We start from the raw sequence: 19,619 nt of genomic DNA, 5'->3' as shown, positions 1-19,619 counted from the left end.
AACAAACATAAAATATACGCAAATATATTTAACTTAGGTACAAACTTCATAAGGATTGAATATGAGCGAAGAAGAAATTCACCAATGGCTTGTTAGCTGCTTTGGCCCCGAAGAAGGAGAAAGAGCTTGGTCTAACTTTGAAAATCTTCCTTTTGAAGTTCGCGATGACATTCTTACAAGATGTTCAAACGGAGGCCTTCCATCTCCAGAAGAAGTTCATTCGTTAATGAGTGCCTTTGCCAATGGCGGCTTAAACACGCCTTTTGAAATGACGGAAACACTTAAAGAAGGTCCAATTAATAAAAGACTTGCTCAATTGCTTGCTTGCCAAAAAGCAACTGGAGACGGCGGTACAGTAAACGCACAAGTTGCAGATGCAACAAGAAGAGCGCTAAGTGAAGCAAACTTATGGCTAGACGCAAATTGCAATCTAAATCCAGTATCTGGAACCCCCGATGTTCTTTCAAGAGAAGACTGGGTTAATGGAACTATAGATTCGTGGATTAAGTTTGCAAATCCTGTTGCCAAATCGGTTAGTAACGCTTTTTCGGATGTTATTGCCGAAAAATTTGGAGAAGACCAAGACTTAGAAGTAGAAGGATTATACGACGGCGTTATGCCAATACCTATGCCAGATGGCGTAAAAAAGCCAGAACAAATGATGAGCCTTCTTGCTAACACGTCTTTTGCAATGCAATTAGGATATGCTGCTGGAAATTTATCTCACGAGATTCGCGGAAGCTTTGATCAAGGTATTTCACTTCTTAAAAACCCTGCAGGCGGTCTTGTTCCTTACAATTGCATAGATTACGCAAAAAAGTGGGGATTAGACATTAACGAAGTTATGAATTATCTAGCATTGCGAGAGCTTGCTCACGCACGATTGTTTGCGTCTGCACCTTGGCTTATGCCTCGTTTTGAAGCACTAATAATAAAGTATGCAGCTGGAATTTCTATCGACTTAAGCGCTATGGAAGAGCAGCTTAGAGATATTGAAGGAATGAACCCAGAGTCTATTTCGGGAGCTGTTGATTTATCTAATATTGCTCGAAACGATACAGAAGGCCAAAAACAAGCATTAAAAGGATTAGAAACACTTCTTGCACTTAGTGAAGGTTGGGTTGATTGCGTTATTTGGCGTGCTGGAATGGCACACATTCCACACATTGAGCAGCTTAGAGAGATGACAAGGAGAGAACGCGCTGCAGGCGGCCCTTCCGAAATGACTTTCCAAGCTTTAACTGGATTAAAGTTGCGTCCTAGAGCAATGCGCGAAGCTGCTGCAATGTGGGATGCGATTACAAACGAAAAAGGCATTGAGGAACGCGATGCTATGTGGAACCACCCAGATCTTTTGCCAGAATTACCAGATTTTAGCGAAGATAAAGAAGATACTAAGGATAATAAAGATAAAGAAGATAATAAAGACGATACTAATAAAGTAAATAAAAATAACGAAAACAATAAAAACAACGAAAATAACGAAAACAACACTAATAGTCAAAACAATACGAATAGTCAAAATAGCGATAACACAACTAAAAAAGAATCTGAACAAACAGATAGCAATAATTTAGCAAACATTAATCTAGAAGAATTAAGCAAGAATATGCTTGATTTAGAAGATTTTAAGAACAGTGACGATTTAGAGCAAAAACTTAAAGACGTTAATTGGGACGACGAATTAAGTAAATTATTGGCATCTAGCGATAGCGAAAACAACGATCAAAACTCAAACCAAGATTCTAATGCGGACTCTGAAGAAGATTCTGACAAGGACTCTGACACAGATTTTGGAGCAGATTCTGACGAAGACTCTAATCAGCAAAAAAGCGACGAATAAAGTTACAAACTGATTCGCAACTGATTTATAAGTGACTTGTATTAGAACAATTGCATAAATACGTTGATTCTAAAATGCATTTATTCTAAAAAGTGGCTTACAGACCTTTGCATTCCGTTGCCGTAGTCTTTGCAAATTGCATAAGATATGTGCAATGTTGCTTCCGCGCGCGTTATTGCAACATACATAAGCCTGCGCTCTTCTTCGTTTGCATCTTGAGTTCTATTAACGCTTCCAAATGGAAGTAGACCTTCGCTGCAGCCGATTAAAAACACGTGCTTAAATTCCAAGCCTTTAGATGCGTGAATCGTAGAAATCGTTACAGGAAGTAAAGATTTTTTGATTAAATCTACTTTTTCACGCTCACTGCCGCCATCTTTTGCAAAGTCAATGTCTTTTGCATCGCCACTTTCAACGTATTTTTTTGAATCACTCAAATCGCTAGCGTTTGAATCTTCAAAATTGTTTTCTAAAACATCAATTTGCAAGCCAGAGTCTTTTCTAACAGAAAAATGTATTCCTAAATCACCCAAAGTTTTGCAAAATATATTATGTTGAGCATTAGTACGAGTTAGAATAGCAAAATCCGTAGGAAGCGCTTTTCCTGATTTAACAGCATTATAAATTCGTTGAGCAACATCAACAGCTTCGTCGTAATCCGTGTTGTAAACAGTTTTAGTAACGCGAGCGCCACCCTTATTTTTTGACATGAGTCTTAAATAATCACATCTAAAAGCAGACTTAGAAAGAACCCGATTAGCAAGTCCTACAATACGTTCCGTAGATCTGTAATCCGTATTTAGATTAATGTCTGCACAAAGCGGCGCAAACTCGTTAGGAAATTCAAGTAAATCGTAGCTGCTTGCTCCTGCAAAAGAATAAATCGTTTGCGCAGGATCTCCAACAACGCAAATATTTCGATTATTACCAAGCCAGCATTTAAGAAGTTCATGTTGAAGAGGAGAAACATCCTGATATTCGTCAACAGTAATCCAGCCGATTTTGCTACGTATTTTCTCACATGCTTTAGGAAAAGCGCGCAGAACATGGCATGCAAGAAGCAGTAAATCGTTAAAATCAACAAGATTCCTTGTGTTTTTTTCTAACTCGTAAGCTTTATATGCTTCAACAAATTGATTAACGTCTAGAGCTGCAGGAAGATCTCGACTAACACAAGCACATGCGCGCGCGTAATCATCTGGAGCAATAAGACTAACCTTTGCCCAGTTGATTTCTGCAATAATGTCTCGTATTTGTGCAGAAGTCATATTTGCAAAATCCGTGTAGTGGATTAATGCTTGCTCAGTAACACTTTTTGGATCATCCATTATATTTGGAAAAGGAGCTTCGCAAACGTCATTCCAAACTCGTCTTAAATGCTGTAAAGCTGCAGAATGAAAAGTTGCAACAGTTGCATTATTTACGCCTAATTTTTTAAGGCGATTTTGCATTTCTTTAGCAGCTTTTACAGAAAAAGTAACAGCTAAAACGCGATTTTCGTCCCACTCTCCTTTTGCACACGCATACGCGATTCTTCGTGTAATAGTGCGAGTCTTACCTGCTCCAGCGCATGCAGTAATGCGCACTGGCCCTTGTAACACCATTGCTGCTTTGCGTTGAGAATCATCTAAACCTTCTAGTAAAGACTGTGCGTAATCTTTACCATGATTTTCGTTAGATTCGCGCTTTTTGCTTTCTAAAGACTCTTGAGTAGAAATCATAATTCTATTGTTACAACAATTAAAGAAAAATAAAAGCATAAAACGCTAATGTGGTTAAAGGCTATTTAGCTATATCTCGTTGCTTTGTATTAATGTTGAACTGTGACACAGATAAGCAGATTCAAGTTGGTAGCGCTGGCCTCATCGGTCATGCCAGAAGTACAATTCGCTGGAACGCGCCAAAGCGAGCAGGCAAACGCCACCGATGCCGCTGCTGGCATATCTCACGCTGTTATTCAAGACGTTTCGGGCAGACTTTACGACATTTTTGTTAGCTCTAACGCTAAAGGTCAAAAACGTTTGCACGATAGAGCGCGAGCAGCATGGGTATTGCAAAAAACTAAGGGGCTTGCAGCTCTTGGATTTGCTCACGAAGAAATGCTTAAGTTTGTTCCTGGGTCGCTTTCAAATAAGGCAAATCAAACTAACCAGCAAAACCAAGCAAATCAACAAGATTCTACTAATAATCAAAGTCAAAGCGAATTACATTTTGGCTCCATAGGAGAAGCTGATTTTAACAATCCAACAGTGCTTATTTGTAATCATCTAAACGGAAATGCAAGAGAATTAAGCCTTCTTACAACAGATGATTGCGTAAACGCTGGAACGGCAATAGGCGCGATTCATAGACTAAGTCCGTCATTTTTAACTAAAAGCGATTATCCTTCCTTTACTACTGGTCAAATTCGCACGCAATTAACGTCTTGGATTAAAAGATTGCGCCAAGCAGGCCATATTCCTACAGAAATAACAGATAATTGGTCTAGAGTTTTAGAAACTGATGGATTGTGGTCATTCGACACTTGCCCAGTTCACGGCGGATTCAAAGATGGTGATTTTCTATTTTCTGGGTCTACTATTACAGCTATAACCAATTGGCAAAGCATGCAAATCAACGATCCTGCTCGCGATTTAGCGTGGATTTTTGCAAAGCTTAACGAGCAGCATAGAAACGCTTTGCTAAGTGCATATGGAAGAATACTTGGGTCTAGATTAGACAGCATGATTATGCTTCGAGCAAATCTTTGGTTGCAAATGGAGCAAGTTGGAGACTTTATTCAAGCTTTGCAACGCGCAGATACAACTGGAATAATGAGATTTAAAGCGCAAGTGGAACGTCTTGCTCACGAGCTTACGCGCATAAATAACTCCAGAGCAGCAAGCGCAAATCAAAACAATAATAGCGCAAATCCAGCGTCTTCTCTTACTGTAGGAGATATTGTTAAAGACGATATTGTTAAAGATAATTCTATTAAAGATAATGCCGTTAAAGACGATACTATATCTTCGGACGCTACTAACGAAAAAACTGTTGTAACGCTCAAGCAAGAAGATCAAAAAGACTATAAAGATAATACATACGAACAAACTATAACTATAAACGACAACACTAACGCCACTGAAACTGCCACTAAAACCGCCACTATTGCAGACGGCTTGGAAACGCAAGTTATAAGCAGCGTTAACAAAACTAACGATGTGAATAACAATGCAACGAACGAAATTAGCAACAGCAATAATGATTTCGTAGATAAAGCTGATGCAAATAGTAATGTAGAACGTATCGAAAGCGGCGAAGGTGTAGACAGTAACAATAGTGTTGAAAACGTCAATACAAATAGCAACGATGGTAATGGCAATAATAGTAATGGCAATAATGGCAATAAAAATGAAGATTTAGATAAGCCAGCAACTATTATTATTCCAATGCTAAAAGATGCAGAACTTGCTATTAAAGACGCAAAAAGCAAACTAGAAAGCACAAGAACAAGCGCAAATACAGGTGAAAGCACAAACGCCCAAAACTAATACATAAGCGCATAAAACACTAAATAACAATAATTAATCTAAACAATTAAGGAATAAAAATGAAGGTAACAATTGGCGTTAAGCACGTAAAAGACACTATTAGCTTTGAAAGCGATCAAAGCGAGCAAGATATACAAAACATTATTGAAAGCGCTATTAAAGACGAAAAGGCGATTAATCTTACAGATAAAAACAATCGAAAAATTTTTATTATGGCAGACTCTTTTGCATATGCGATTATAGGAGATACGCCAACTCACACCGTTGGTTTTAACGCGTTTTAACGCTACTAGAACACTGCTAGAACACTACTAGAACACTTAACACGTTTATAACGTTTTAACAGCGCAATTTTAATTCATCTAGTAATTTAGGATTTTAGAAACAACATTGCAACTTGTTGTTTCTTCTCCGATTTTATTTGGCTTGCCACTGCCATGCCAATCGGATCCACCAGTAACAAGCAAATTCAAGTCTTTTGCTAACTCCAATAGTCTTTGTCTTTGCGTTAAAGAGTTGCCACGATGATATACTTCTAAACCGTTAAGGCCAACGCTTGCATAGTGTTCTATTTGAGAATCCGAAAGAATAACAAGATTCCTACTATAATCCGCAGGATGCGCAATAACGCTTACTCCCCCAGCGTGTTTAATAACTTTAATAACCTCATCAACGCTTGGAGATGGCGTTGGAATGTAGTATGGGCCATGTGGAGCAACAGGGCCTGCAAAAGCTTGTGACCTTGTTTCAAAAACGCCTGCAGCAACAAGAGCGTCTGCAATATGCGGACGGCCAATCGTAGTTAGCGCACCTTGCCCTGCTTGTGCAAGAACATCTTGCCAAGTAATCGGAAAATCATGAGACATAAGATCAACCATTTTGCGCGTGCGTTCCAATCTGCGTTTTCTTGTAGTTGCAAACATTTCATTAATGCACTCGTCGTTTGGATTGTAGTTATAAGCAAGCACGTGAACCGATATGTTTCCTTCTACAGCAGTTATCTCCGATCCAAAAATAACTGGAAAATCAGCGTTTTTAGCAGCTTCTTCAAAATCATGCCAGCCAGCAGTAGTGTCGTGATCGCTAATAGCTACTCCACTAAGTCCAAGATTTTTAGCTTCATCTACTAATTCTTTTGGAGATTTAGTGCCATCCGAATATAAAGTATGACAATGCAAATCCCACCCTAAATCTTGCGATTTAGAATCCAAACTAAAGTCGTTATTCGCACTACTACCTATTACAGTCATATAATTATCGTAAACTGTGGCATGTAACGGTTTTAAGTCTAAACAATATCTAAATACATTAGCGCTTTGAGGAGTGTTTATGGGTAACCACAATAATCGCATGAATTCTTGGCGACATTCTGCCGCTTGGGTTTACATGATTATGCTTATTTCATCCGCAATTGCACTTTTAACATCGCTAATACTTTCTTCCGAAACTTTAGCTCTTGCACGCGCACCGCATAAAGCGCTTGGATGCGACGTAAACACCGTTGTTTCGTGCTCTAAAGTGGCTCAATCTTGGCAAGCGGAATTCATAAGATTTGGCGAACTAAGCTTCCCTAATGCTTTCTTTGGAATTGCAGCAGAAAGCGTTTTCGTAACGCTTGCTGTAGTTGGAATAGCAAAAGTAAAACTTCCAAAATGGCTAGCAACTTTTAGCTGGATTGGTGGATTATGCGCACTCTTGTACGCTTATTGGCTGTTTACGCAATCTATGTTTGTTATACAAATTCTTTGCCCATGGTGCCTTGTTTTAATGTTTTGCACAACTTTGCAATTTATGTCACTTACACACGCAACATTTAGTGTGCAAGAGATTGGATTAAAAAATAAGATTTTAAGCGCTTACTACCGACTAAATTACGATTTAATCGTGGATTTGCTTTGGATTTTTGCTCTTGTATTGCTTATTTTAAGCAAATACGGCAATGCTATATTTTCATAAGTCGCAAGTAAAATCGCATTAGATAAGACGCAATTTAATTGCAATCAGAAATCACCATTAAGTAACGATTGAGATAGCTTAGCAATACGATTACTTGAATCGGAGTTAGTAAGCACAACACTTCCACTATTTTCGATTGGCGCAAGCAAATCATTAGACTCTAAAACGCTTTTAAGATGGTGAATAGTGCCATCATTACCGTCTACAATATTCACGCAATCAGGCAAAAACTCACGGAAGTAGCTTTTATAAAACACAAAATGAGTGCATCCTAAAACAACTGAATCAATGCTATTTAAGTCGTAAGAATCAAAATACTTGTGCAAAGCGCTCATAACAATATTTTTATTGCCTAAATCGCCATTTTCCACAATTTCTACCAAATCTGGGCAAGGCCTAGAAAAAATCTTGTGATTTTGCGTAAAACGATTCATAAGTTCTGCAAACTTGCGCTCTCTAAGCGTTAAAGGCGTAGCTGCAACGATTACGCGCTGAGGCTTGCCGCCGCCCAAATCGCAAGCAAGCTTAAGAGCAGGCTCCATGCCAATAATCGGCATATTGTAATGCGCGCGCAAATCTTTAACAGCAGCAGAAGTGGCAGTATTGCAAGCAATTACAACAGCTTTAACATTAAGACTTGCAAAATGCTCAACAATCTTAAAACTAAGATCTCGAACTTCTTGAGGAGTTTTTATGCCATAAGGCGCGTTTGCAGAGTCGCCAAAATAAACAATGCGCTCGTTAGGCATAGCTGCGCTAAGTTGACGAACTACAGAAATGCCACCAAGCCCTGAGTCAAACACACCAATTGGAGCGCATGAAGTCATAAAAACCTCCTAATAGACTCTTATTATGTTACTTTTTAGCACAAACATAAGCGTTACAAAACAGCATCAATAAGGCTTTGCGTGTAGGAATTCTTAGGGAAACGCAATACATCTTTAACGCTTCCCTGCTCAACAATTCTTCCGCCTTTTATAACGCTAACTTGGCTAGCAATACGGCTTACTAAAGCCAAATCATGCGTTATAAACAAGCACGAAAAGTTGTACTGCTTTTGCAAGCTACTTAGAAGATTTAAGATTTTTAGGCAATGGTTTGCATCTAACGCCGAAGTTGGCTCATCTGCAATAATCAAAGAAGGACGATTTATTAACGCTCGCGCAATGCCAACTCGCTGTTTTTGGCCGCCAGAAAGCTCGTGCGGGAACCTGTTTATTAAGCTTAATGGCAAATGCACTTGATTAAGAACAAACTCCACGCGCTTTTTGCGCTCTTCTTCGCTAAGACTTTTATTGGCAAGAAGAGGCTCGGCAATGCTCCAGCCTACTGTTTTTAAAGGATTTAACGCCGAGCCAGAATCTTGGAAAATGAATCCAATATTGCTTAAAATCTTGCGATTCGCGTGCTTTTTGCAATCGGAGTATAAATTAAGGCCCTCTATGCTTATGCTGCCAGATTCTGGCTTAAGCTGGCCAGAAATAAGCTTTGCAATCGTTGTTTTTCCAGCACCAGATTCGCCAACCAGCGCATGCGTCTTCCCCTTTAAAATATTAAGGTTCAAATCACTTATTGCGGATTTGGAAGAGTTGAAAATTTTAGAAGACTTAGCATATTTGGCAGAAACATTTTGAATGTTTACGCAAAAATCGCCAGCATCCGAGCTAGTTGATTCGCTAGCTAAATTATTAATATCAAAATCAACAATAGAGTCTAAAAGAGAGCGCGTATAGCTGTTTTTAGGATTAGAAAACACATCTTTAACTAGTCCACTTTCAACAATACTGCCACTGTTCATAACATAAACTGTGTTTGCAACAGCCTTAACAACGCTCATATTATGCGTAATAATCAAAACCGCAATATTATGCTTTTTAGCTAAATCGCGCAAAAGCTGCAAAATCTTACGCTGAGTTGTAACATCTAAAGCTGTTGTAGGCTCGTCTGCAATAAGCAAAGAAGGTAGATTAATAATTGCCATTGCAATCATTGCGCGCTGAAGCTGCCCGCCAGAAAGTTCGTGCGGATAAGACCTATAAACGCGATTTACATCCTTTAGGCCAACCTCGCTAAGGGAATCAAGGACTCGCGATTTTCTAGCGCGAGCGCTCATCTTGCCAAACTTTTCGGGATGATATTTTAACGCCTCTTCAATTTGCTTGCCAAGACGCATAACGGGATTAAATGCAGTAGATGGCTCTTGGAACACCATTGAAATAAGCCCCGAACGAATATAAGAATACGGAGCATTATTGCTTAGCAAATCCAAACTGTCATTAGCGCTTGTATTAATAACCGCTTTGCCAGAAACACTAAAATCGCCTGAAAGAAGACCCATTAACGCCAACGAAGTTAATGACTTTCCCGAACCAGATTCGCCAACCAGCGCGCTAATTTTGCCCGCATATAAGTTTAAATATACGTTATGCGTAATCTGATTTTTGCCAATCGCAATAGACAAGTTGTTAACACTAAGCACTGGGTTTTCGCGATTTTCCAACATTTTATTAAATCCTTTTCTAGTTTCTAAGCGAAACTCGCGCATAGTTTGGATAAGCCGGGAAAGACCCAACGAAGAAGTTTTCCACATTGCTTCCGTGAATATAAGTGTTCTTAGAGTAAATAAGCGGAACAATTGGAGAATCGCGCATAATCTCTTTATCAACCTGCTGCCAAAGCAAATCTGCACGCGACTTATCTATAACGCCAACAGCTTGGCGAATCAAGGAATCCACTTTTGGATTCGAGTAGCGAGATATATTCCAATTGCCACCGCCTATTTGCGAAGAATCAAAAAGCGGACCAATATTTGCATACGCAGAAGGAAAATCAGGCTGCCATTTAGACAAAGCTAAATCATAATCGCCAGAATCGCCAGTAATCATATCTGTAAAAATCTGCGAATCCACAGTTCGTATAGAAACATCAATTCCAACGCGCTTTAAGCTTGCTTGAATAGAAGATGCCACTTGCGCCTGATCTGGGCGAGCAATAAGACTAAACTTTAGTTTAGATTTACCCGATTCCTTTAATAATTGTTTAGCCTTTTCTACGTCCCCACGCGGATTTGCAGAATATAGATTATAGACTTTGCGCTCGCTTACGCCTGGAGTAATAAGCGTTGTTGCAAAACCGCCAGCAACCGCACCGCCCTTTGCTCGCTGATACGACTGCTTATCTACAGCGTACTGAATTGCCTTGCGAATCTTAACATCTTTAATACGTCGATTGTTCATGGCCAAGTATTCCAACGCTCCGTCACCGCTTGTAATTAAAAGATTGCTTGACTTGTAGCTTGCTTTAGCTTGCGCGCGTTGAGCTGGAGGCACAAAATCTGCAAGAATAGCATTGTCTGCACCAGAATTGCCTTGAATCATAGATTGTGCAGCAACAGAAGGATCAACGCCAAGCTTCCAAATTATCTTGTCTGGGTAATTAGCTCGAATTGAATCCGCGCTGGAATCCCAATTAGTGTTTCTAACCATAACAATTTGCTTGCCAACTTCGTTTTCAACAATTTTGTACGGTCCAGAAGCAACTGGGCTTTTGCCATAATCCTGCGCATTACCAGAATTTAGTGGAACGGGAGCGAATGCAGCCAAAGACGCAACCCAAGGCCAATTAGCAAAAGCTGCATTTAGCTTAAAAATGATTGTTTGATTGTCTGGAGTTTCAATCGAATCCAAAGATTTACCACTAAACGGACCGGCATAGTCTTTAGCACCTTGTAAAAGCGCTTTGTGGTAACCAAATCCGCCTGTAAGCGAGTTTGCAAAAGAACGCTCAAGACCATATTTAATATCTTTAGACGTTATTGGGCTTCCATCCTGGTATTTAATCCCTTTTTTAAGAGTGTACTTCCAAGTTTTTCCGCCGTCTAAAGCAGTTCCTGTATCTGTTGCTAAATCGGCAACAACACTCGTTTTGCCACTTGGCGTTACTTTCCACGTTGTTAAAGCGCGGAAAACTAGGCTATTAGAGGTTATTGGTAAACCCTGACTTCTTGCAGGATCAAAATCCATTTTTGATTCGGAGCTTAGAATCGTAAGCGTTCCGCCCTTTTTTGGATTGCTATTAAGCACAGAAGCATTAGGGAGTCTTTTTTGTAGATTTTGACCACTTTGCACAGCAGATCCGCAAGCAGAAAATGCATAAACCAGCGAAAACACTAGAATTACGGAAATTGCTCTTAATGTATTTAGAGCAAAACCACGATTAACTTTTTTGATGATTTGATAATAATTTTGCATATTTTGTGCATTTTGCATGATTTTTCCTTAATTTTTTATAAAGTTATAAAGTTATTAAAAATTTTTATTATTGTGATTTAAAGAAGACTTTAGTAGCGACTTTAGTTGCAACCTTAATGGCAATTATTCTGGCGATTTTAACGCTCACTAATCACCGCTTTAAAGGGCGACTTTAGCCGCTCTAGGATCAAGCAAACAATAACAGACGTCAACAATAAGATTTGCAATTATTACAAGAGCGGCCGAAAACAGCGTAACTCCAACCAAAACTTGCAAATCAAAAGTCTTAACAGCGTCTAAAAGAAGCGAACCCAACCCGTGCATAGAGAACACGCGCTCAGTTATAACCGCTCCACCAAGAAGACCGCCAAGATCTAAACCAAACATTGTAAATATTGGTAAAATCGCATTTCGCAAAGCATGATTTAGTACAACATGTGAATCGGGCATGCCCTTTGCTCTTGCAGTTCGCACATAATCTTTACCAAATTCCCTAAGCATTGTAGAACGAGTAATGCGCGCATAAAAAGCGCCATTTATCAACGCTAAAACAATCCAAGCGAGTAGCAGATGCCAAGCCCAGTCAAAAGGATTAGCAAAGAAGCTAACATATCCGCCCGTAGGAAAAACGGGAATGTAAACCGCAAAAGCAATAATCGCCAGCAAACCAATTAAGTAGGTAGGAGACGAAATACCAATCGAAGATAACGCTACGATTATGCGGTCAATCCACGAATCACGCTTAACAGCTTGCAAAACGCCTGCAAATACGCCAATTAGCATCCACAAAACAGCAGCGCCGATCGCGATTGATGCAGTAACTGGAAAACGACTAAAAATCAGACCAGTAACAGGCTCATTAAGAGCAAAAGACCATCCTAAGCAAGGAGCCGCGCAAACAATTGCGCTGGCAGATGCAGAATCGCCAAAAGTACGGCCAACAAAAATACCCTGCAAATAGTTAAAAAGCTGACTATACCAAGGCAAATCAGTTCCCATAAACGCAGAGACTTGGGCTAAACGTTCAGGCGTGCAAGGTTTGCCGCACATAAGCTGCGCAGGATTTGTTGGAGTCATAAAGAAAATCAAAAACATTGCCATTGCAATAACAGCAATAACAGCCAAAGCGCTTGCAACGCGCCTAATAATGTAAAGAAAAACGCTCATGCTGCTATCTCCATTTTTGAAGAAAGCCAATCGCCCATCATATTAAACCCGAGCGCAAGCAGGGACAAAGATAAACCTGGGAATATTAAATACCACGGGTCTACCAATGCCCACTGCACTGCGTCGGATATTGAGCGTCCCCACGAAGGCGAAGGCGGATTCATGCCAACGCCAAGAAATGAAAGTGCCGCTTCGAGTGCAATACGGCCTGGTATAGAAAGTGTTGTATTAACAATGATTATTGGAAGCATGTTTGGCAAAATCTGATTGCGCAAAACATGAAAAGCACTAGCGCCCATAACTCTGGAAGCCACAGCAAAATGACGATTTTTAAGGCTAAGTGTTTCGCCTCGTACCAATCGCGCCATACTAGGCCAACCAAAAAAGCCGATTACAAGAGTTAAAAGAAGCGGACGCGGGAAAGTTTGAGGAACAATCGCAGAAAGCGCAATCGCAAAGATTAGGAATGGGAACCCAAAGAACACGTCCATAATGCGAGAAATTGCAAAATCAACAAAACCACCAAAATAACCAGCAATAACGCCAATTACAACTCCTAAAACAACGGAGATTGCAGTAGAAGCTAAGCCAATTCCAAGAGAGATTCTTGCGCCGTGAGAGATGATTGCAAATAAGTCAATTCCGCGCAATGGTGTTACGCCAAACCAATGTTTTGAGCTTATTCCGCCTATGCCTGTAGGCAACGAAGAATCCGACAAAACATCGGGATTTTCGCTATATGGATCATTACCTGTAATAAAAGTAAAAAGGTCGGCAAAAATCGCCAATAAAACAAACAGTGATATTATTGCAATTCCAACAATTGCGGTAACACTTGATAAGTCGCGCTTACTACGCGAATAAAATACACCGCCCCTTTTCATCGCCACTCATTTCGTTACCTGCACTTTCATATTGCAATTTTTCTATAAAACTAACAAATACAAACATGAGTAAATTTGTACTGTTGTTATAACGAATCTATAGGAAGGTGTGGAAGTGTAGAAAATCGGAGTGTCGCATTGCTTCGCTTTTCGCTTAGAGCGTAGCGCGAAAAGCGACTCAATGCGATAGCGCTTGCTCAAAGTGGAAAGCCAATGCGCTTTCCACGCAAGCGCGACCCCGATTTCGCCTACACTTAGGCGAAATCCGAAGACCAGCAAAACGCACATAACAAAGCAACTTGATGCGATAGCGCTTGCTTCTATAAATAGCCTTTAACCACAATGCGTAAAAAATCTAGGAAAGCTGACTTAAATCATTTACGATACCTAATACAAAACAACAATCATTAAAAAATTGCTTCATATTGATGTTGTTTTGATGTAAAATACACACTAGGAGGTGAGAATGGATTTTGAACACGATCCTGCAAAAAGCTTAAAAAATTTTGCTAAACATGGTATCAGTTTCAAAAAAGCCCAATTACTTTGGGAGAATACGACAATTACATTAGAATCCAAAAATTCAGGAAACGACAACTCTCGCTACTTAGTTTTTGGAAAAATAAACAATAAGCATTGGACGGCAATAATAACAAAAAGGAATAATCGAATTCGTATTATTTCTGTAAGAAGATCGCGTAAAAATGAGGAGCAATATTATGAAGAGCACTACAACGAGTAAGGAAATAAGCAGCAAAGAACTCGATAAAAAATTCGATAACGGTGAAGACGTACTTGAGTACTTTGATTTGGAGCATCCAACTATAGAGCACCGCTCAAATGTGCAAAAACGCGTCACATTTACTATGCCAGAATGGATTATTGAAAAACTTGATAAACGTGCAGAAATTCTTGCTATTAGCAGAAACGCAGTCGTCAATACACTCATTGCAGAAAAACTAGAAAGTTCGAAGCAAAACTAGAGATAAAACAAAACGTGCCGACGTATTGAATCATACAACGGCACGTTTTTTGTTTAGTTAATTAGCTGTTAGCTGTGTTTTACGCACGCTTAAGACTTACGCTAAGCTCAGTTGCGCTAGAATCAGCCTCTGTAACTTCAAAGCTTGTAGCCAAAGTCTCCTCCGCAATCAAATCACGGAACTGCTCAACTTTAGAAACATCCGAAGCAGGCACGCTCAAAGTCAAAGAGATTCGGTCGCTAATATCCAAACCATTCTCCTTACGAGCATCTTGAACAGCGCGAATAGCATCGCGAGCATAACCTTCCGCAAGCAAATCGCTAGTCAAAGCAGTATCGAGCATAACAAAGCCACCAGTTGGCATTGCAGCAGAAGCCGTATTCACAGCCGCTTGAGCATCCGAAGACTCAACGCGATTCACAAGATCATATTCTCCTTGTTCAAGCGTAACTTCGCCGTTTGGAGTGTTAACAACAGGAGCACCAGACTCGTCAACTCGCCAATCGCCACTCTTAGAAGACTTAATAGCAAACTGCACTTGCTTACCCAAACGAGGACCAGCTGCGCGCGCATTCACCTTAAGCTCGTGAACAATCTTCAAACCATGGCTGCTAGCATCTTCCAAAGTGCAGAATGTAACATTCTTCACATTAAGCTCGCGCTCAAGCACCTGCTCGTAAGGCTCTACAGCATCAGTATTCTCTGCAACAACCGTCAAATTTGCCAACGGCTGGCGCACACGCAACTGTTCCGCCTTACGCAAAGAAAGCGTAGAAGAAACAACCTCGCGAACCTTATCCATAGCAGCAACCAAAGCATCGTCGTGCGCAAGAACCGCTCCAAGCTCAGTCACTTCGCCAGCCTTAGGGTTTTTCTCTCCATCCGAAAGCATTTGCGGTTCAACCAAATAAGGCCAATCAACCAAATGCACGGATTCGCCGCCAGTAAGACCACGCCACACAGCCTCTGCCTCCATAGGAGCAAGAGGAGAAATCGTGCGCATGAACACTTCAAGAACAGTGTAAAGCGTGTTAAAAGCAGTCTCGTCTTCATTCCAGAATCGGTCGCGGCTGCCGCGAATATACCAATTCGTAAGCACGTCAATAAAATCACTTACGGATGCGCAAGCGTCGCTAATCGCAAACTCGTTCAAACACTTTTCTACGCGCTCAACAAGCAAACGCGTGCGAGCAAGCAAGTAGCGATCCATGTTGCAAAGGCCTGCAACCTCGTCCGCGCGAAGCCTGCGAGCATCGTAGCCCTTGCCACCGTTTGCAGCATTCGCATACAAAGTGAAGAAGTAGTAAGAGCTCCAAACTGGAAGCATAACCTGGCGAACAGTATCCCTAATGCCGTCGGCAGTAACAATCAAATTGCCACCGCGCAAAATTGGCGAAGACATAAGGAACCATCGCATTGCGTCCGAGCCGTACTCGTTGAAAACGCCGTTAACATCCGGATAATTGCGCAAATGCTTACTCATCTTCTGACCGTCGGAACCAAGCACGATGCCGTGGCAAATCACGTTCTTAAAAGCTGGGCGGTCGAATAGAGCCGTAGCCATAATGTGAAGCGTGTAGAACCAGCCGCGAGTCTGACCAATATATTCAACGATGTAATCGCATGGGAAGTGCTCCTCGAAGAAGTCCTTATTTTCAAACGGATAATGGAACTGTGCAAAAGGCATAGAACCAGACTCAAACCAGCAATCGAGAACATCCGTAATGCGATGCATTTGCGACTTTCCAGTAGGATCGTCTGGATTTGGTCGAGTAAGGCGATCGATATACGGGCGATGCATATTAACATTGCCATCGTCGTCGCGAGGATAGTCGCCAAAATCAGCCTTAAGCTCTTCGAGCGAACCGTAAACGTCTACGCGAGGATACTTTGGATCATCACTCACCCACACTGGAATTGGCGAACCCCAGAAGCGATTACGGCTAATCGACCAATCGCGAGCGTTAGAAAGCCACTTACCAAACTGGCCGTCCTTAACGTTTCCAGGAATCCAATTAATCTGCTGATTAAGCTCAAGCAAACGCTTCTTAATCTTTGTAACAGAAACAAACCAGCTGGAAACAGGCTTGTAAATAAGCGGAGTTGCGCAACGCCAGCAATGAGGATAGCTGTGCACGTAGCTTTTTTCTTGGAACAGCAACGCGCGCTGATCTTCTGGCATTTGAGCAAGCGGGCCGTCTCCTGCACGCAAGTTGCGCAAAATTGGCAAATTCGCGTCGAAAACGTACAAGCCTTCGTAATCTGGGCAGTCGCTTGTAAACTTGCATCCTGCGTCAAGCACGTCAACGCTGCGAATTTCGTGCGCGTTAAGCGTGTTCATATCGTCCTCGCCGTAAGGAGCCTGGTGAACGAGACCAGTACCTTCAGCGGTATCAACATAATCTGCTGTGAAAATCGTAAAAGCGTTAGGACCAGGAGTGCCACCCTCTGCGAGCGCAGAATCGCTTGCAAAGTATGGGAACACTGGGTAGTAGCGCCAACCAGCCATCTGCGCGCCCTTAAGTTCGCGCACAACTTCGTAATTTTCGCCAAGTTCCTTAGTGTAGGAGCCGAGCAAAGGCTTACCGATGTAGAACTTTTTACCTGCGAACTTGCCTTCAGTTGGGCGAACTTCCACGTAATCAATATCTGCGCCAACTACGATTGCAAAGTTTGTTGGAACTGTCCAAGGAGTGGTGGTCCAGAATACTGCGTAAGCATCGTCTTCGTCGCGAAGCTTAACAGCAACGGAAACAGTTGTATCCTGGCGATTTTGGTACACATCCGCATCCATGCGAAGCTCGTGAGCGCTAAGCGGAGTCTGATCCTTTGGGCAGTACGGAAGCACGCGGTAACCCTTATAAGCTAAGCCCTTATCGTAAAGCTGCTTAAATGCCCACATTACGGATTCCATGTATGGAATGTTCAGAGTTTTGTAGCCGCGCTCAAAATCAACCCAGCGAGCCTGACGATGCACGTAATTTTGCCACTCGTTTGTGTACTTCAAAACGCTGGCGCGGCAAGCATCGTTGAACTTTGCGATGCCCATTTTTTCGATTTGATCAACAGACTCGATGCCGAGTTCCTTCTGCGCTTCCAACTCTGCAGGAAGACCGTGAGTATCCCAGCCAAAAACGCGGTTTACTTTGCGACCGCGCATAGTCTGATAACGCGGAACCACGTCTTTTGCGTAGCCTGTGAGCAAGTGGCCATAGTGAGGAAGACCGTTTGCAAATGGAGGGCCATCAAAGAACACGAACTCGTTTTGGCTACCTTTTCCAGACGGGCGGTATTCGATTGACTTGCGGAAAGTGTTATTTGCATCCCAATATTGAAGAACGGACTCTTCAAGCTTTGGGAAGGAAGGATTTGGTGCAACTTGCGCGGCGGCGTTTTCTTGCGTTGATACAGAAACACTTGCCTTTGGATATACGTTATTTGTAGACGTATTTTCGGACGCGTTTGCTGCTGGATTAGTGGATTCGCTCACTGTGCTCTCCTCGCTCAACAGGGTGAATATTTCCCTGCGAGGACGACAGTTATTGCCGCGGTACCACCTCGCTTGCTGCAAAATGCTTATGCAATGTTTGCAGCCTCTCGTGTTTGGCTATACGGGCCAACCCCGTCGGTTCTAATAAGCGAGGACCTTACGAATCCTCGCCGTTCTTCCGAAAACTCCCCGCCGATAACGGATCATCGCTTAAGTTAGAAACAATCTAACACTATCCCCTAACATTGGGAAGGATTTCGCGACTCGCGAATAATTTTCATGACATTTTCATGACATATTATCCAAAAATGCTTTAGCTTCATTAGCATTGCTAAAAACAATGCCGTCTTCAGAAATTTTGCCATCTATAATTTGATTAGCGTGATTCATAGCTTTAAGAGTTGCTTCGTTGGGAACAGACAAGTTACTATTCAAGGTAATATTTTCTTTAATTTTATTTTTCCAATCATAAAATTCATTAATACTAGACATTCCAATGCATTCAATAACATTTTTGGAACAACTTGGCACTTCAACGCAAAGCGCACTTAGTAATTTCTCAATCTTCTCTAAAAACTCTAGATAATAGTTAGTATCTAAGAATAAGTCGAAATCTTTAATAAGCTGAAAAACTGTTGCATTGAAACTATGCGGTCTAGCACAATACAAACGTTCATCATGCGCACAAATATTTCTGAACTCTTTAATTCTTCTATAAGTAGAATCAATTTTTATTGACGTAATATCTTTTTGAGAACAGTGTGAAGAATTATAAAGTTCAGTATATTCCCTAGCAACCAAACCTCTCATGCATCTAGTTTGAACTTTGTAAAACCAGAATATCTGTCCGAAAGTTAGGTCATTAGATAAAACCCATAATGGAACCTGACCATCGTGATTATTGATACAATGCCGTATGTATTCTTTCCCTAGATTTAATTTTTTATTATTTGACGTATTATTTTCTATAATTCGATTAAATGCTCTAACTAAACCGCGCGATTCCTTTGGATCTTCATAATTAGCTTCATTAAGGTAAGCATTGACTTCATTATCGTGAATCTGGCTAAAACAATATGAACATGATGACCTTAACAATGCTTCTGTTCTAGTTGTAGCCGCAAAAATAATACCACGAAGTTCGCGATCAAATTTAAAAAGATAATAAATGTGTTCAAACTTTGTTCCTTGAACATATTTATTCGAATTTTTTGATTCAAGAAATGGATTTTTATACCCATTCACAACGCTATAGTAACCTTCTCTTTCAAGTATTTCCATAGCTTTAAGCTCATCAGAAAACACTACTCCTCTAGACTTAAGCAATTTTATTTGTTGCTTGATAGTAGTAAAAGGCTTATAAATCACCATCATTCCCACCAAATCCCCCGCCATTAGATGCACAAAGAGCCAATCAATCACTTGATTGGCTCTTCGCGAACCAGACACAGCCTGGCTTCACCACGTATCTATTCTACAAAAGAAACTAATATTTGTCAAAAAATAAACAAACGAT

Annotated in this window: 15 protein-coding genes; 6 read left to right on the top strand and 9 right to left on the bottom strand. The window is 41.0% G+C overall.

All coding sequences use genetic code 11. The features are described from left to right. The first annotated feature begins 61 nt into the window (after positions 1-61). The gene (locus MAF46_RS00760) at positions 62-1,843 is read left to right on the top strand and encodes a zinc-dependent metalloprotease (protein WP_004132621.1); all 1,782 of its coding nucleotides are present in this window, start codon (positions 62-64) and stop codon (positions 1,841-1,843) included. Positions 1,844-1,923: 80 nt separating this feature from the next. Here MAF46_RS00760 and MAF46_RS00755 read toward each other — a convergent pair whose 3' ends face one another. After that, entirely contained in the window at positions 1,924-3,564 is a 1,641-nt protein-coding gene (locus MAF46_RS00755; protein WP_081090774.1) for an ATP-dependent helicase, read from the bottom strand. Between the two features lie 150 nt (positions 3,565-3,714). Between MAF46_RS00755 and MAF46_RS00750 the strand changes: the two genes are divergently transcribed. Both MAF46_RS00750 and MAF46_RS00745 read left to right on the top strand, forming a co-directional pair. After that, positions 3,715-5,373, top strand: coding sequence for a phosphotransferase (locus tag MAF46_RS00750; protein WP_060785569.1), 1,659 nt, complete (start codon positions 3,715-3,717; stop codon positions 5,371-5,373). 59 nt (positions 5,374-5,432) lie between these two features. Beyond that, positions 5,433-5,657, top strand: a complete 225-nt coding sequence (locus MAF46_RS00745) for a DUF3107 domain-containing protein (protein ID WP_004130375.1) — start codon at positions 5,433-5,435, stop codon at positions 5,655-5,657. 78 nt (positions 5,658-5,735) lie between these two features. On the opposite strand, the gene MAF46_RS00740 is transcribed toward MAF46_RS00745, so the two are convergent. Then, a complete protein-coding gene (locus MAF46_RS00740; RefSeq protein WP_004130377.1) occupies positions 5,736-6,623 on the bottom strand; it encodes a PHP domain-containing protein in 888 nt (295 codons plus the stop codon). 79 nt (positions 6,624-6,702) lie between these two features. On the opposite strand from MAF46_RS00740, the gene MAF46_RS00735 reads away from it, so the two are divergent. Beyond that, positions 6,703-7,329 carry a vitamin K epoxide reductase family protein gene (locus tag MAF46_RS00735; RefSeq protein WP_230953873.1) on the top strand — a complete coding sequence of 209 codons (627 nt, stop codon included), beginning with the start codon at positions 6,703-6,705 and terminating at the stop codon, positions 7,327-7,329. A gap of 44 nt (positions 7,330-7,373) precedes the next feature. Here the strand turns inward: MAF46_RS00735 and murI are convergent, their stop codons facing one another. The 5 genes from murI to MAF46_RS00710 form a co-directional block, all read right to left on the bottom strand. Then, the gene (murI, locus tag MAF46_RS00730) at positions 7,374-8,156 is read right to left on the bottom strand and encodes a glutamate racemase (RefSeq protein ID WP_020758203.1); all 783 of its coding nucleotides are present in this window, start codon (positions 8,154-8,156) and stop codon (positions 7,374-7,376) included. Positions 8,157-8,209: 53 nt separating this feature from the next. Beyond that, on the bottom strand, positions 8,210-9,832 hold the full coding sequence (locus MAF46_RS00725) for an ATP-binding cassette domain-containing protein (RefSeq protein WP_060785570.1): 1,623 nt from the start codon (positions 9,830-9,832) through the stop codon (positions 8,210-8,212). Positions 9,833-9,848: 16 nt separating this feature from the next. Then, positions 9,849-11,597: an ABC transporter substrate-binding protein gene (locus MAF46_RS00720; protein WP_004132631.1), complete on the bottom strand. Its 1,749-nt coding sequence runs from the start codon at positions 11,595-11,597 to the stop codon at positions 9,849-9,851. 141 nt (positions 11,598-11,738) lie between these two features. Further along, positions 11,739-12,746 carry an ABC transporter permease gene (locus tag MAF46_RS00715; protein WP_004112329.1) on the bottom strand — a complete coding sequence of 336 codons (1,008 nt, stop codon included), beginning with the start codon at positions 12,744-12,746 and terminating at the stop codon, positions 11,739-11,741. Continuing rightward, entirely contained in the window at positions 12,743-13,630 is an 888-nt protein-coding gene (locus tag MAF46_RS00710) for an ABC transporter permease (protein WP_004130389.1), read from the bottom strand. The genes MAF46_RS00715 and MAF46_RS00710 overlap by 4 nt, the downstream gene beginning before the upstream one ends. A 466-nt stretch (positions 13,631-14,096) precedes the next feature. Between MAF46_RS00710 and MAF46_RS00705 the strand changes: the two genes are divergently transcribed. Next, positions 14,097-14,372, top strand: coding sequence for a BrnT family toxin (locus MAF46_RS00705; protein ID WP_004130391.1), 276 nt, complete (start codon positions 14,097-14,099; stop codon positions 14,370-14,372). Continuing rightward, on the top strand, positions 14,350-14,613 hold the full coding sequence (gene brnA, locus MAF46_RS00700) for a type II toxin-antitoxin system BrnA family antitoxin (RefSeq protein WP_004130393.1): 264 nt from the start codon (positions 14,350-14,352) through the stop codon (positions 14,611-14,613). The genes MAF46_RS00705 and brnA overlap by 23 nt, the downstream gene beginning before the upstream one ends. A gap of 79 nt (positions 14,614-14,692) precedes the next feature. On the opposite strand, the gene ileS is transcribed toward brnA, so the two are convergent. Continuing rightward, positions 14,693-18,103: a mupirocin-resistant isoleucine--tRNA ligase gene (ileS, locus tag MAF46_RS00695; protein ID WP_060785571.1), complete on the bottom strand. Its 3,411-nt coding sequence runs from the start codon at positions 18,101-18,103 to the stop codon at positions 14,693-14,695. 288 nt (positions 18,104-18,391) lie between these two features. Continuing rightward, positions 18,392-19,552, bottom strand: coding sequence for an Abi family protein (locus tag MAF46_RS00690; RefSeq protein ID WP_219722717.1), 1,161 nt, complete (start codon positions 19,550-19,552; stop codon positions 18,392-18,394). Positions 19,553-19,619 lie beyond the last annotated feature (67 nt).

It is taken from the genome of Gardnerella pickettii (genome assembly GCF_029226345.1).
GTDB lineage: Bacteria > Actinomycetota > Actinomycetes > Actinomycetales > Bifidobacteriaceae > Bifidobacterium > Bifidobacterium piotii.
The sequence above is the reverse complement of the archived record's forward strand: the minus strand, read 5'-3'. Positions and strand labels throughout refer to the sequence as shown.

What these genes read in the sequence shown, in the direction of transcription:
- MAF46_RS00725 (WP_060785570.1), bottom strand. Translation starts at nt 9,832, where the DNA reads ATGTTGGAAAATCGCGAAAACCCAGTGCTTAGTGTTAACAACTTGTCT.
- MAF46_RS00705 (WP_004130391.1), top strand. Translation starts at nt 14,097, where the DNA reads ATGGATTTTGAACACGATCCTGCAAAAAGCTTAAAAAATTTTGCTAAA.
- MAF46_RS00735 (WP_230953873.1), top strand. Translation starts at nt 6,703, where the DNA reads ATGGGTAACCACAATAATCGCATGAATTCTTGGCGACATTCTGCCGCT.
- murI (WP_020758203.1), bottom strand. Translation starts at nt 8,156, where the DNA reads ATGACTTCATGCGCTCCAATTGGTGTGTTTGACTCAGGGCTTGGTGGC.
- MAF46_RS00745 (WP_004130375.1), top strand. Translation starts at nt 5,433, where the DNA reads ATGAAGGTAACAATTGGCGTTAAGCACGTAAAAGACACTATTAGCTTT.
- MAF46_RS00740 (WP_004130377.1), bottom strand. Translation starts at nt 6,623, where the DNA reads ATGACTGTAATAGGTAGTAGTGCGAATAACGACTTTAGTTTGGATTCT.
- MAF46_RS00750 (WP_060785569.1), top strand. Translation starts at nt 3,715, where the DNA reads ATGCCAGAAGTACAATTCGCTGGAACGCGCCAAAGCGAGCAGGCAAAC.
- MAF46_RS00755 (WP_081090774.1), bottom strand. Translation starts at nt 3,564, where the DNA reads ATGATTTCTACTCAAGAGTCTTTAGAAAGCAAAAAGCGCGAATCTAAC.
- MAF46_RS00760 (WP_004132621.1), top strand. Translation starts at nt 62, where the DNA reads ATGAGCGAAGAAGAAATTCACCAATGGCTTGTTAGCTGCTTTGGCCCC.
- brnA (WP_004130393.1), top strand. Translation starts at nt 14,350, where the DNA reads ATGAAGAGCACTACAACGAGTAAGGAAATAAGCAGCAAAGAACTCGAT.
- MAF46_RS00715 (WP_004112329.1), bottom strand. Translation starts at nt 12,746, where the DNA reads ATGAGCGTTTTTCTTTACATTATTAGGCGCGTTGCAAGCGCTTTGGCT.
- MAF46_RS00720 (WP_004132631.1), bottom strand. Translation starts at nt 11,597, where the DNA reads ATGCAAAATGCACAAAATATGCAAAATTATTATCAAATCATCAAAAAA.
- MAF46_RS00710 (WP_004130389.1), bottom strand. Translation starts at nt 13,630, where the DNA reads ATGAAAAGGGGCGGTGTATTTTATTCGCGTAGTAAGCGCGACTTATCA.